Annotated in this window: 9 protein-coding genes and 2 pseudogenes; 9 read left to right on the top strand and 2 right to left on the bottom strand. The window is 53.8% G+C overall.

Annotation, left to right across the window (positions count from 1 at the left end; genetic code table 11):
• Window positions 1-14 precede the first annotated feature (14 nt).
• The 9 genes and pseudogenes from O1V66_RS12950 (at window position 15) to O1V66_RS12910 (ending at window position 10,427) form a co-directional block, all read left to right on the top strand.
• On the top strand, window positions 15-374 hold the full coding sequence (locus O1V66_RS12950; protein ID WP_269127641.1) for a hypothetical protein: 360 nt from the start codon (window positions 15-17) through the stop codon (window positions 372-374).
• Window positions 290-1,594 (top strand): trigger factor, encoded by a 1,305-nt coding sequence (gene tig, locus O1V66_RS12945; protein ID WP_045046058.1) that lies wholly within the window; start codon window positions 290-292, stop codon window positions 1,592-1,594. The genes O1V66_RS12950 and tig overlap by 85 nt, the downstream gene beginning before the upstream one ends.
• 438 nt (window positions 1,595-2,032) lie before the next feature.
• The gene (gene clpP, locus O1V66_RS12940) at window positions 2,033-2,662 is read left to right on the top strand and encodes an ATP-dependent Clp endopeptidase proteolytic subunit ClpP (protein ID WP_045046059.1); all 630 of its coding nucleotides are present in this window, start codon (window positions 2,033-2,035) and stop codon (window positions 2,660-2,662) included.
• A 224-nt stretch (window positions 2,663-2,886) separates the two neighbouring features.
• The gene (gene clpX, locus O1V66_RS12935) at window positions 2,887-4,161 is read left to right on the top strand and encodes an ATP-dependent protease ATP-binding subunit ClpX (protein ID WP_045046060.1); all 1,275 of its coding nucleotides are present in this window, start codon (window positions 2,887-2,889) and stop codon (window positions 4,159-4,161) included.
• A 188-nt stretch (window positions 4,162-4,349) separates the two neighbouring features.
• On the top strand, window positions 4,350-6,704 hold the full coding sequence (gene lon / locus O1V66_RS12930) for an endopeptidase La (RefSeq protein ID WP_045046061.1): 2,355 nt from the start codon (window positions 4,350-4,352) through the stop codon (window positions 6,702-6,704).
• Between the two features lie 215 nt (window positions 6,705-6,919).
• The gene (gene hupB, locus O1V66_RS12925; protein WP_045046062.1) at window positions 6,920-7,195 is read left to right on the top strand and encodes a nucleoid-associated protein HU-beta; all 276 of its coding nucleotides are present in this window, start codon (window positions 6,920-6,922) and stop codon (window positions 7,193-7,195) included.
• A gap of 289 nt (window positions 7,196-7,484) precedes the next feature.
• A pseudogene (gene ppiD, locus O1V66_RS12920) lies at window positions 7,485-9,369 on the top strand (peptidylprolyl isomerase).
• Window positions 9,370-9,517: 148 nt separating this feature from the next.
• A complete protein-coding gene (locus O1V66_RS12915) occupies window positions 9,518-9,901 on the top strand; it encodes a ComEA family DNA-binding protein (RefSeq protein ID WP_045046064.1) in 384 nt (127 codons plus the stop codon).
• 133 nt (window positions 9,902-10,034) lie between these two features.
• Window positions 10,035-10,427, top strand: a complete 393-nt coding sequence (locus tag O1V66_RS12910; protein WP_045046065.1) for a YbgC/FadM family acyl-CoA thioesterase — start codon at window positions 10,035-10,037, stop codon at window positions 10,425-10,427.
• 84 nt (window positions 10,428-10,511) lie between these two features.
• Here O1V66_RS12910 and queC read toward each other — a convergent pair whose 3' ends face one another.
• Together queC and O1V66_RS12900 are read right to left on the bottom strand one after the other, a co-directional pair.
• The gene (queC, locus tag O1V66_RS12905; protein ID WP_045046066.1) at window positions 10,512-11,210 is read right to left on the bottom strand and encodes a 7-cyano-7-deazaguanine synthase QueC; all 699 of its coding nucleotides are present in this window, start codon (window positions 11,208-11,210) and stop codon (window positions 10,512-10,514) included.
• 93 nt (window positions 11,211-11,303) lie between these two features.
• A pseudogene (locus tag O1V66_RS12900) lies at window positions 11,304-13,043 on the bottom strand (SgrR family transcriptional regulator).
• Between the last annotated feature and the right edge of the window lie 105 nt (window positions 13,044-13,148).

Below are 13,148 nucleotides of genomic sequence, written 5' to 3'. Positions count from 1 at the left end.
TTTTCGGCAAAATCGTGACTAAAACGCCTTTAATGGACAGTATTTGTGGAACTTTCCCCCCTGATGCTGTATTAGTAGATGCGAATTTAAAAACGGCCTGCGGGCCGTTTTTGTTTTACGGGTTTTATTTCACGGCAGCCGTCCTCGACTCCCTGCCGTTGCGCCGCTATAATGCTGCGTCTTATTTTTCCGGAATGGTTTCGGGACTTCCTCGAATACTGAGCCAGGTCTGCATGAAGCGTCCCGGTTCGGGGTTGACCGAGCACTTTGATTTTTTTGAGGTAACAAGATGCAAGTTTCTGTTGAAACCACTCAAGGCCTTGGTCGCCGTATCGCTATTACTGTTCCTGCTGAAAGCATTGAAAAAGCAGTAAAAAGCGAACTGGCTAAAGCGTCTAAATCTGTACGTATTGACGGCTTCCGCAAGGGCAAGGTACCACACCACATCATCGAACAGCGCTACGGTGCAAGCGTTCGTCAGGACGTACTGGGCGATTTGATGCAGCGCAGCTTCGTTGATGCCATCATCAAAGAAAAAATTAACCCGGCTGGCGCACCAAACTACGTTCCAGGCGAGTACAAAGACGGCGAAGATTTCAACTTCACCGTCGAGTTCGAAGTTTACCCGGAAGTTGAACTGAAAGATCTGGAAAACATCGAAGTCGAAAAACCGGTTGTAGACGTTAACGAAGCCGATGTTGACGCCATGCTGGAAACCCTGCGCAAGCAGCAGGCAGACTGGAAAGAAACCGACGCAGCCGTTACCGCTGAAGATCGCGTTACCGTTGATTTCTCCGGTTCTATCGACGGCGAAGAATTCGAAGGCGGCAAAGCCTCCGATTTCGTGCTGGCGATGGGCCAGGGCCGCATGATCCCGGGCTTCGAAGAAGGTCTGGTAGGTCATAAAGCCGGTGAAGAGTTCGCCATCGACGTAAACTTCCCTGAAGATTACCACGCAGAAAACCTGAAAGGTAAAGCGGCCAAGTTCGACATCGTTCTGAAGAAAGTTGAAGAGCGCGAACTGCCGGAACTGACCGAAGAATTCATCAAGCGTTTCGGCGTGGCTGATGGTTCCGTTGAAGGTCTGCGTGCCGAAGTGCGTAAAAACATGGATCGCGAGCTGAAAGGCGCGGTGCGTAACCGCATCAAGACTCAGGCCATCGACGGCCTGGTCAAAGCCAACAGCATCGACGTGCCGGCTGCCCTGATCGACAGCGAAATCAACGTGCTGCGTCAGCAGGCTGCACAGCGTTTCGGTGGCAACGAGAAGCAGGCTCTGGAACTTCCTCGCGAACTGTTCGAAGAGCAGGCCAAGCAGCGTGTTGTTGTCGGTCTGCTGCTGGGCGAAGTTATCAGCCAGCACGAACTGAAAGCTGACGAAGAGCGTGTCAAGGCACTGATCGAAGAGATGGCCTCTGCCTACGAAGATCCGTCTGAAGTGATCGAGTTCTACAGCAAGAACAAAGAGCTGATGAACAACATGCGTAACGTCGCGCTGGAAGAACAAGCCGTCGAAACCCTGCTGTCCAAAGCTAAAGTGACAGAAAAGGCGACCACCTTTACTGAACTGATGAACCAGAACACCCCGGCTTAATTGCCTGAGGTGAGCCGTCGATGAGCACATCCATCGACGGCGCTGGTTCCGAAAGCCCGTAGTTTGCGCTACGGGCTTTTTTATTTTGTCATTTTTGGCTGTGGGGTAGTTTTTTCGGAACTGCCTGCTCTATATTAAGTAGACTTTGCACTATATTTATCAGAGTGATAACCACCAAAGCGCCAATAAGTACATTTATTGAGCTATTTAGCGATTCAATGATCAAGGGAAGTAAAAGAATTCGCCAACGGGCTTGAATTCCTGTGCTACCCCCCAATTGTCTAGTGCTACGAGAGTAACGTTGCTGTTAGCTTCTGACTGATAACAACCGTCAGCCGTGTACGTGGCGACTTGGCCGCTTGAGCATAGTCATCATCGCTTATCTCAAGTAGAATCGGTTTCAACTCGCGCTAAAGAGCATTCTATTAGGAGACGGTTATGTCATACAGTGGTGAAAGAGAGCAGTTTGCGCCAAACATGGCTCTGGTACCGATGGTTGTAGAGCAGACTTCACGCGGTGAGCGCTCATACGATATTTTTTCCCGCCTGTTAAAGGAACGCATTATTTTCCTGACCGGTCAGGTTGAAGACCATATGGCCAACCTGATTGTGGCCCAGATGCTGTTTCTGGAAGCCGAAAACCCGGAAAAGGATATCTACCTTTATATCAACTCGCCGGGCGGCGTGATTACCGCAGGGATGTCAATCTATGACACCATGCAGTTCATCAAGCCGGATGTCAGCACCATCTGTATGGGCCAGGCCTGTTCAATGGGCGCATTCCTGCTGACCGCCGGAGCAAAAGGCAAGCGTTTCGCGCTGCCGAACTCCCGCGTGATGATCCACCAGCCGCTGGGCGGTTTCCAGGGTCAGGCATCGGATATCGACATCCATGCCCGCGAGATCCTGAAGGTCAAGCACCGTATGAACACGCTGATGGCGCAACATACGGGCAAGTCTCTTGAAGAAATAGAGCGTGACACCGAGCGAGATCGTTTTCTGTCTGCCAACGAAGCTGTAGAGTATGGCCTGGTTGACAAGGTTATGACGCATCGCGGCGAACTCTAATAGGCCTTTCTGCTGACGCGATGGTCTATAGTTAAACTCATACGGACGTTTTGTGCGTGCGGCGGCGTGAAAATCGCCGCCCGATGCTTTACCCGAGGCACAATATATGAGTGAATTGTCCAATAGACATCAGCCATGCGTCAGAGAATGACCTGTCTGTTGAGTTAAATGGTCGTACCGCCGTGTGTTGTCCGCGGGACTGAGAATAAAGAAGAGGTTTACTGATGACAGATAAGCGCAAAGACGGTTCAGGAAAGCTGCTGTACTGCTCTTTTTGCGGCAAAAGCCAGCATGAAGTGCGAAAGCTGATTGCCGGGCCGTCAGTGTATATCTGCGATGAGTGTGTCGATTTATGCAACGACATTATTCGCGAAGAGATTAAAGAGGTCGCACCGCATCGCGAACGCAGTGCGCTGCCGACACCACACGAAATCCGTGAACACCTCGATGACTATGTTATCGGTCAGGAACCGGCGAAGAAAGTGCTGGCTGTTGCGGTTTACAACCACTACAAGCGCTTGCGTAACGGCGATACCAGCAACGGTATCGAACTGGGCAAGAGCAACATTTTGCTTATCGGCCCAACTGGTAGCGGTAAAACGCTGTTGGCCGAAACGCTGGCTCGCTTCCTGGATGTGCCATTCACCATGGCCGATGCCACCACATTGACCGAAGCCGGTTATGTCGGTGAAGACGTCGAGAACATCATTCAGAAGCTGCTGCAAAAATGTGATTACGACGTGCAGAAAGCGCAGCGCGGCATCGTTTATATCGATGAGATCGACAAGATCTCCCGCAAGTCCGACAACCCGTCGATTACACGTGACGTGTCGGGCGAGGGCGTGCAGCAGGCACTGTTGAAACTGATCGAAGGTACTGTGGCGGCTGTTCCACCACAGGGCGGACGCAAACATCCCCAGCAGGAGTTCCTGCAGGTCGATACGTCCAAAATCCTGTTTATCTGCGGCGGCGCATTTGCCGGCCTGGATAAAGTGATCGGACAACGTCTGAACACCCGTACCGGTATCGGTTTTGGTGCGGAAGTGAAAGGCAAGTCAGAAAAGGCGACCGAAGGTCAGCTGCTGGCGCAGGCCGAACCGGAAGATTTGATCAAGTTTGGTCTGATCCCCGAGTTCATTGGCCGTCTGCCGGTTGTGGCAACGCTGAGCGAGCTGAGCGAAGAAGCCTTGATTCAGATCCTGAAAGAGCCGAAAAATGCCCTGACCAAGCAGTATCAGGCATTGTTCAATCTTGAAGGCGTCGAGCTTGAATTCCGCGATGAAGCATTGACGGCTATCGCGAAGAAGGCGATGGAGCGTAAAACGGGTGCTCGTGGTCTGCGTTCTATTGTTGAAGCTGCATTACTGGATACGATGTATGATCTGCCATCTCTGGACAGTGTGGACAAAGTCGTGGTTGACGAGTCCGTCATTGCGGGGCAATCCGAACCTCTGATGATTTATGGCAAACCCGAGGCTCAACAAGCTTCTGGTGAATAACTAGCCAGTTTAACAGTGGTTTAGATGAGAAATGGGGGATATTTTCCCCCATTTTTTTCCTCGCTTTCTGGTCGTTGAATGTCGGATATTCATCCCCATATACTCAGTTAACTACTTGCTGAAACCCGCTGACTCGTGTTTCACGAGGTTTCCTTAACCTGGCGGAAGCTAAACTAAGAGAGAGCTCTATGAACCCTGAGCGTTCCGAACGCATAGAAATCCCCGTATTGCCTCTGCGCGATGTGGTGGTTTATCCGCATATGGTTATCCCGCTGTTCGTCGGCCGGGAGAAATCAATTCGCTGTCTTGAAGCGGCAATGGATAATGACAAGAAAATCATGCTCGTTGCCCAGAAAGAGGCTTCGACGGATGAACCTGGTATCAACGATTTATTCTCAGTCGGAACCGTAGCCTCCATTCTGCAGATGCTGAAACTTCCTGACGGAACGGTCAAAGTTCTGGTTGAAGGTTTACAGCGTGCACGCATTACCACACTGTCTGACAGCGGTGAACATTTTGCAGCCCAGGCCGAATACCTCGATTCTCCGGCAGTAGACGAGCGCGAGCAGGAAGTCCTGGTCCGCACGGCGATTAACCAGTTTGAAGGCTACATCAAACTGAACAAGAAAATCCCGCCGGAAGTCCTGACTTCATTAAACAGCATTGAAGATGCTGCGCGACTGGCTGACACCATCGCCGCACATATGCCGCTGAAACTGGCCGACAAACAGTCCGTGCTGGAGATGTTCGACATTACCGAACGTCTCGAGTATCTGATGGCGATGATGGAATCCGAAATCGATCTGCTACAGGTCGAGAAACGCATTCGCAATCGCGTCAAGAAACAGATGGAAAAAAGCCAGCGCGAGTACTATCTGAACGAGCAGATGAAGGCGATTCAGAAAGAACTGGGCGAAATGGACGATGCGCCTGACGAACACGAAGCGCTGAAACGCAAAATCGACGCGGCCAAAATGCCGAAAGATGCGCGTGAAAAAACAGAAGCCGAACTGCAAAAGCTGAAAATGATGTCGCCGATGTCCGCCGAAGCTACGGTGGTCCGTGGGTACATCGACTGGATGCTTCAGGTGCCATGGAATGCCCGCAGCAAAGTGAAAAAAGACCTGCGCAAGGCGCAGGAGGTGCTGGATACCGATCACTTCGGTCTGGAACGTGTGAAAGACCGTATCCTCGAGTACCTCGCCGTGCAGACGCGCGTCAGCAAAATCAAGGGACCTATCCTGTGTCTGGTAGGGCCTCCGGGTGTGGGTAAAACCTCTCTCGGACAGTCGATCGCCCGTGCGACCGGCCGTGAATATGTGCGTATGGCGCTGGGTGGCGTGCGTGACGAAGCGGAAATCCGTGGTCACCGCCGTACCTATATCGGTTCGATGCCGGGCAAGCTTATCCAGAAAATGGCGAAAGTCGGCGTTCGCAACCCGCTGTTCCTGCTCGATGAAATCGACAAGATGTCTTCCGACATGCGTGGCGACCCGGCTTCCGCCCTGCTGGAAGTGCTGGACCCTGAACAGAACGTGGCATTCAACGACCATTATCTGGAAGTTGACTACGACCTGTCCGACGTCATGTTTGTCGCGACCTCGAACTCGATGAACATTCCGGCGCCGCTGCTTGACCGTATGGAAGTGATTCGCCTTTCCGGTTATACCGAAGACGAAAAGCTGAACATCGCCAAACAGCACCTGCTGCCGAAACAGATCGAGCGTAATGCGCTGAAGAAAAACGAACTGACGGTTGAAGACAGCGCCATCATCGGCATCATTCGTTTCTACACCCGCGAAGCCGGTGTGCGAAGCCTGGAACGTGAAATTTCCAAGCTGTGCCGCAAAGCGGTGAAACAACTGTTGCTCGACAAGACGCTGAAGCACATTGTCATCAACGGCGACAACCTGAAAGACTACCTTGGCGTGCAGAAAGTCGACTACGGCCGCGCCGACACGGAAAACCGTGTGGGTCAGGTAACGGGTCTGGCGTGGACCGAAGTGGGCGGCGAACTGCTGACCATCGAAACCGCCTGTGTGCCGGGTAAAGGCAAGCTGACCTACACCGGTTCTCTGGGTGAAGTGATGCAGGAGTCCATTCAGGCGGCACTGACCGTGGTACGCGCTCGCGCAGACAAGCTGGGTATCAACCCTGACTTCTACGAGAAACGCGACATTCACGTGCACGTGCCGGAAGGCGCGACCCCGAAAGACGGTCCAAGTGCCGGTATCGCGATGTGTACCGCGCTGGTGTCCTGTCTGACCGGTAACCCGGTTCGCGCCGATGTGGCGATGACCGGCGAGATAACGTTGCGTGGTCAGGTGTTGCCGATTGGCGGCTTGAAAGAGAAGCTGCTGGCCGCACACCGTGGTGGCATCAAAGTGGTGCTGATTCCTGACGACAACAAGCGTGACCTGGAAGAGATCCCCGACAACGTGTTGGCCGATCTTGAAATCCACCCGGTCAAGCGCATTGATGACGTGCTGAACCTTGCACTGCAAAATCCGGCCTTTGGCGCACTGCCTGTTGCAGCCAAATAGTGACCTGATGCATAAAGTGTAAGCGAAACTGAGGCTGGCAAGTGAAATCCTACTTGCCAGCTTTTTTTGTGCCGTTAAGTTAGTAACCCTGTCAGGAGGGGGCAACGCGTTCTGGGTCGCTTGCATACCCCTGACAAGCTTGATATAACAGCTGCGCTGTCGCGTCCGTAGGGAAATTTCGGCGCGACGATAGAATTTTAAGAGGGGATGAAAACGTGAATAAGTCACAACTGATCGACAAAATTGCAGCCGGTGCGGACATTTCTAAAGCGGCCGCGGGACGTGTTCTGGACGCGGTGCTTGAATCGGTAACCGATTCTCTGAAAGCCGGAGAAGAAGTTGCGCTGGTTGGCTTTGGTACCTTCGCGGTTCGTGAGCGTTCGGCTCGCACCGGTCGTAACCCGCAAACCGGTAAAGAAATCAGTATTCCGGCTGCCAAAGTACCTGGCTTCCGTGCCGGTAAATCGTTGAAAGATGCGGTAAACGGATAATTACTAACAATAACCTGACGTCACAGGGTTGCTAAGGTAATATGTGAGGCGCATCGAAGAGATGCGCTTTTTTCTTTTTCGGCGCCGTGAGTGGCTTCGAACAGGAGAATAAGTGCGATTGTTGCCTGTTGACAGTGATTCTTTTGAACGCCGTTTGAAACGAAGTGTCAGTGTAAACACGCAGTTAGCAGTTAATTGTGCAGCACCCTGAAGGGTGTCACAGGGATCGTCGGCATCGTCCACGCAGCCCAAGTTTTAAACCCCAAATACAGCGGAGTGTTGCTTCACTATGATGGACAACTTACGCGCGGCAGCTAATCACGTCGTGCTCAAAATCATTCTTGGCCTGATCGTTTTATCTTTTGTTTTAACGGGTGTAGGCAATTACCTCATCGGTGGAAACAGCGACTATGCGGCAAAAGTCAACGGTCAGGACATCAGCCGTGCGCAGCTCGATGACGCCGTACAGAATCAGCGTAACCGCCTGCAGCAGCAGCTCGGTGACCAGTTTGCCGCACTGGCCGGCAGCGACGGTTATATGCAGCAGCTGCGCCAGCAGTCGCTCAACAACCTGATTGACGTGACGCTGCTTGACCAATACTCCAAAAAACTGGGCATTACGGTCAGCGATCAGCAGATCAAGGACGCGATTCTGGCGACCCCGCAGTTCCAGACCAACAAACAGCTCGACAACGCCAAGTATCTGCAAACTATTCAGGGAATGGGCTACACCGCAGACAACTTTGCTCGTCTGATGAAACAGCAGCTGGTCAGCCAGCAGCTGGCCCACGCCTATGGCGAGTCCGACTTCGTGTTGCCGGTTGAAACCAAATCCATGTCCGAGCTGGTATTGCAGGAGCGCGACGTTCATACCGCTACCTTCAACACCGAGGCGCTGGCAGCCAAACAGCAGGCGAGCGACAGCGAACTTCAGGCCTTCTACGACCGCAATAAAGACAGCTTCGTTGCGCCGGAACAGATAAAAGTCAGCTATATCGAGATGGACGCTGCGTCCATGCAGGCTAAAACCGACGTTTCCGATGCCGATGTCACTGCGTATTACGACCAGCATAAAAGCGAGTTCGGTCAGCCGGAGCGCCGTCGTTACAGCGTTATCGTCGCGAAAAGCCAGGCCGATGCCGATGCTATCGACGCCCAGCTGAAAAGCGGGACCGATTTTGCCGAACTGGCGAAAACCAAATCCATCGATACCCTGAGCGGCAGGAAGGGCGGTGATCTTGGCTGGATGGAACCTGAAACGACACTGCCGGAATTCAAAAGCGCCAATCTGAACACCAAAGGTCAGATGTCGGGCGTAATCAAATCCGACAGCGGCTTCTTTATTCTGCGTCTCGACGACATTCAGCCAGAGCAGGTTAAACCGCTCCCTCAGGTGCACGACGGTATTGTTGCCAAGCTGAAGCAGGAAAAAGCGCTGGATGCCTATTACGCGCTCCAGCAGAAAGTCAGCGACGCGGCCAGCAATGACAACGAATCTCTGGCCTCTGCCGAGCAGGCTGCCGGTACCAAGGCGTCACAGACCGACTGGTTCACCCAGCAGAATATTCCTGCGGCCATCAACTTCAAGCCGGTGGTGCAATCCCTGTTCGATGGTTCGCTGATTGGCCGTGATGGCGCGCCGGGCAGCAACTCCGACGTGATTACCGTTGACGGCGACCGTGCCTTTGTCGTGCGTGTCGATGCCCACAAGCCGGAAGGGATCAAACCTTTCGCCGAGGTGAAAGAACAGGTTGCCCAGCAGGTGAAACGCCAGAAGGCAGAAGATCAGGCACGGGTTGACGCACAAAAAGTGCTGACCGCCCTCAAAGAAGGCAAAGGCGACGACGCGCTCAAAGCCGCAGGCGTGAGCTTCGGCGATGTACAGAAAGTGCAGCGCACCGCGCAGCCTTCCGACTTCGAGCAGAACGTCTACGCGCTGGCACAGCCGCAGGCCGACAAACCGACGTACGGCATTTCGCAGGACGAGAACCGGCAACACCGTGCTTATCAAGCTGACCGCAGTTACCCAGGGTAAATTGCCGGAAGCCGAAGCGGCCCAGTTCAATCAACAGCTGCAACAGACTTCTTCCAACAGCACATTCGATGCGCTGCTGGCCAACCTGCGTAAACAGGCGAAGATCAAGCTCGGCGCTGCGGCGCAAAACCAGCAATAATGCGAGGCTCCCCGGAGCCTCTCTGCAACACGCTGCAATACCTGAAGGCCGCTTTCGCGGCCTTTTCCATTTCCAAACTCTGCCGTTTGTAGTTCCTCTCGCGCTGCGCCACTCTGTCCGTGCTGTCAACAACACGGAGGATTACAGCATGAAAAAGATGTCAATGAGCACACTGGCTTTGGTTTTTGGACTGGCGGTGATGCCGCTCGGCGTACAGGCGGCAACGGAAGGGGCGGCGAAAAGTACAACCGCGAGCAGTGTCGGCAAGTCGGCAGGCAAAGAGAAATCTGCCGACAAGAAGGCCGTGAAAGAGGCGGCAGCCAGTCAGGCCGAAGAAGAGAAGGTTAGCATGAACAAGGCCAGCGCTGTCGAGTTTTCGAAAGCCCTTAATGGTGTAGGACTCAAGAAAGGGCAGACCATCGTGGAGTATCGCGAAGAGATGGGGCCCTTCACCCAGATTGAGCAATTACAGGAAGTTCCGGGCATTGGACCTGCATTATTTCAACGTAATCAATCGCGTTTGAAATTGTGATACGGATCGCGGCGATGAGGGCGAGACTTTTTTCGCCGCGTTCTTCTGCTAACCTGAAAGAAGTCCGACCAGTTGGCGCGTCGCGTACGCTGCGCTGTCCGGGATCACTTTTTTATGGAGGCAGGCAATCACTATGCAAACAACGTTGAAGGTTCGCGGATTTCACATTGATGTCTATCGGCACGTCAACAATGCTCGTTATCTTGAGTTTCTTGAAACGGCGCGCTGGGAATGGCTCGACAACAAGGAAGGTTTTAAATGGATGGCGCAAAACCATATTGCCTTTATTCTGGTTAACATCAATATCAACTACCGTCGGCCCGCCGTGCTGGGTGACGTGCTGTTAATAGACAGTCAACTGGAACAGCTCAACGGCAGGAGCGGGGTGCTAAAACAGGTGATAACCTGTAACGACGAAACGGTGGTGGATGCCACACTGACTTTTGTCTGTATCGACCTGCGCACGCAGAAGGCATTGCCGCTGGAAGGTGAGTTGCGTGAGAAACTGAAAGAGCTGGAAGAGTAAGCATTTACGGCTATCGCCGCCGTCATTCATGTTGCAGCGGCATGGGCTGCAACACGAACAAGATAGGCGGTAAATGTCGCGAATTTAAACCAGCGCCGTTTTCTGTTTCAGGCTGGCTTTGATGGCATCGGGATCCTGCTGGTATTCGTGCAGTCCTTTTGCCCGCAGATGGCAGGCGGCGCATTCACCGCAGCCGTCTCCGGCGATGCCGTTATAGCAGGTCAGTGTCTTGTTGCGGACAAGCGGCAGTTGCCCATAGTAGTCGGCAAGTGCCCAGGTTTCGGCCTTGTTGAGCCACATCAGCGGTGTTTCGAAACGGATATCGCGCGCGATGCCCAATGAAACGGCATGGTTCAGCGCCTTGACGAATTCGTCACGACAGTCCGGATAACCGGAGAAGTCTGTTTCGCATACGCCGGTTATGACCGCTTCGGCCTGAATCTGGTAGGCATAGATGGCGGCCAGCGTAAGGAACAGAATATTACGGCCCGGCACAAAGGTGCTTGGTAGCGCATTGGCATCGCCTTCGCCATATTGAGGCACCGGAATATTGTCGCGGGTAAGGCTGCTGACGGCCAGTTCGTTGAGCAGACCGACATCGAGCACTTTGTGCGCCTTGGCACCCAGCTCGACCGACAGTTTCTGTGCAATCTCGATTTCGGCACGATGGCGCTGGCCATAATCAAAGGTAATGCAGTGGACTTCGTCATATTGTGTCAGCGCCTGCACCAGACAGGTGGTGGAGTCCTGACCGCCACTGAATACCACAACGGCTCTTTTCATCTTGATACCCTATATTTCGTTAAGGCCGTAGAAACGGCTACGGCGTTCAATGGCGGTATGTTACTGACGTTTTGCGCGGGTTAATAGCAAAAATCAATCCGTCTGGCCGATGGGCGGCGGCAGCCAGGCACGACAGAAATCGAACCAGCCCCAGGCTGTCAACTGCACGCCATTGACGCCCGGCGGTGCACTGACCTGATACTGATAATTAAACAGCGGCGTAATGCTGCATTGCTGCATCAGCCGAAAGAAATGCGCGCGCAGCTGCGCTTCCCGTAGGGTCGGATCCGGGTGCTGCTGAATGGCCAAGAGACATTGCTGTTGCGCGCGCCGCGCCTCGTCGTCGAGTATGGCGTCCCATAACGGATCCTGCCGCAGCCAGTTTTCAAGGGTCGCGACCGGCGCTTCGCCAATCAACCGGTCGCCCAGCAGTAAATCGATGTCGGCCAGTTGCTCCGCGTTTTCCCATAGCCTGCCGGAGTGAAAACGCGTCTCCAGCACACAGCCTTGTGCCGCCAGCAAAGACTTGAGCGCATCGGCGAACAGCTCAAGCTCGACGGGCGGATGAAACAACAGCGTAAGCGTAGGCGGCAGCGGTTCATCAGGCCCTTGCAAGGTAGCGCGGTCGTGACCCATAAACGAAGGCAGCGGCCAGCCGGGCAGCAACTCTCGGCTACGGGTCACCAGATTGCGGTCGATGGGCAGGTTATCCAGCAGCCCTGATTGATGGATGAGCGCAACGATTTTTCGCGCCTGTCGTTGACTCAATCCGTTGCGGCGCAGATTCAGCGCCAGATAGCCAAACCCCAGACTGGTACTGCGTTTGACCGGCCTGACGTGCGCCATGTCGCGTTGTTCCCCAAGTACAATGCGCACAGGATGCTGAAGGCTTATCTGGCCGCGCGTGGCCTCGTCGAACAGCTTCGGCGAGATCCAGTATTCGATCGCCGAAAGATAAGGGCGTTGCAGCGGATAATAGGGATTCTGCTCGAGCCTGACCCTTTCCGGGGCGAAATGCGCCAGCCTGAAAGGTCCTGCGCCGACGGTCGGTTCATCAAGATGAAACAGAAGACAGCCAAGATCGGCAAGGCGATGCGCCAGCCAGTAATCGGGTACGTGAAGACGAAATTGCAGGCACAGAGCATGCGGCTGTGTAATGGCTGCCACGTTTTGCAGGTGATGTCGGCTGCGCGGCGAATGGCGCAGCCGCTCGAAAATCTGGCACAGCTGTCTGCCCAGCAACGGTTCGCCGTTATGCCAATAGAGTTGGCTGCGCAGAAAGAATTGCCAGACATAGCCGTTTTCGGCGAGTTGCCAGTGGTGGGCGAGATCCGGCTGCGGCACTGCGCTGCCCGTGACAAAACGCGTCAGCCCGGCGTGCAGGGTATGCGCAATGTGCTGTTTCTGCACGGCCGGTCAATGTTTGCGGGTCCAGCTTTTGCAACTCGCGATAAAACGGAATACGCAGTGTGGGGGCATCTTCCTGCCACTGCGCACCCAGATGAGGAACCAGTAAATCATTGAGATGCCTCGGATCCACCTGGCTGAGTTGCAGCGCTGCCGAATGATCGCCCTCATTGAGCAATTTTTGCAGATAGCCTTCCCGCAGGCTGTCGGGCGTTTGCAGACAAGTGATGATGGCACGTTTTCCGCGTCCTGCCTGTGCCGACCAGTGGATCCATCCTGCCTGTTGAAACTGCGTGAGCAACGTGCGGGTATGGCGCTCACTGCAGAAAAAATCGCCGCCAGTTCGCCCACGGTGACAGGACAAGACTTCAGGCCGGTTTTACTGAACAAACGCTGATACTGATTGAGGCGATGCTGCAGGCGCATAATAAATCCGGAACAGTTTTTATCAAGATGTCACTATTTGTTCAGCATATAGCAGGCGATACTTTTTTCCGACAATGATTGCGCGAAACGCGGTGGAGATCGCAT

Origin of the sequence: Rouxiella chamberiensis (assembly GCF_026967475.1) — a bacterium.
Taxonomy (GTDB): domain Bacteria; phylum Pseudomonadota; class Gammaproteobacteria; order Enterobacterales; family Enterobacteriaceae; genus Rouxiella; species Rouxiella chamberiensis.
This window is presented reverse-complemented; position numbering and strand designations above follow the sequence as displayed.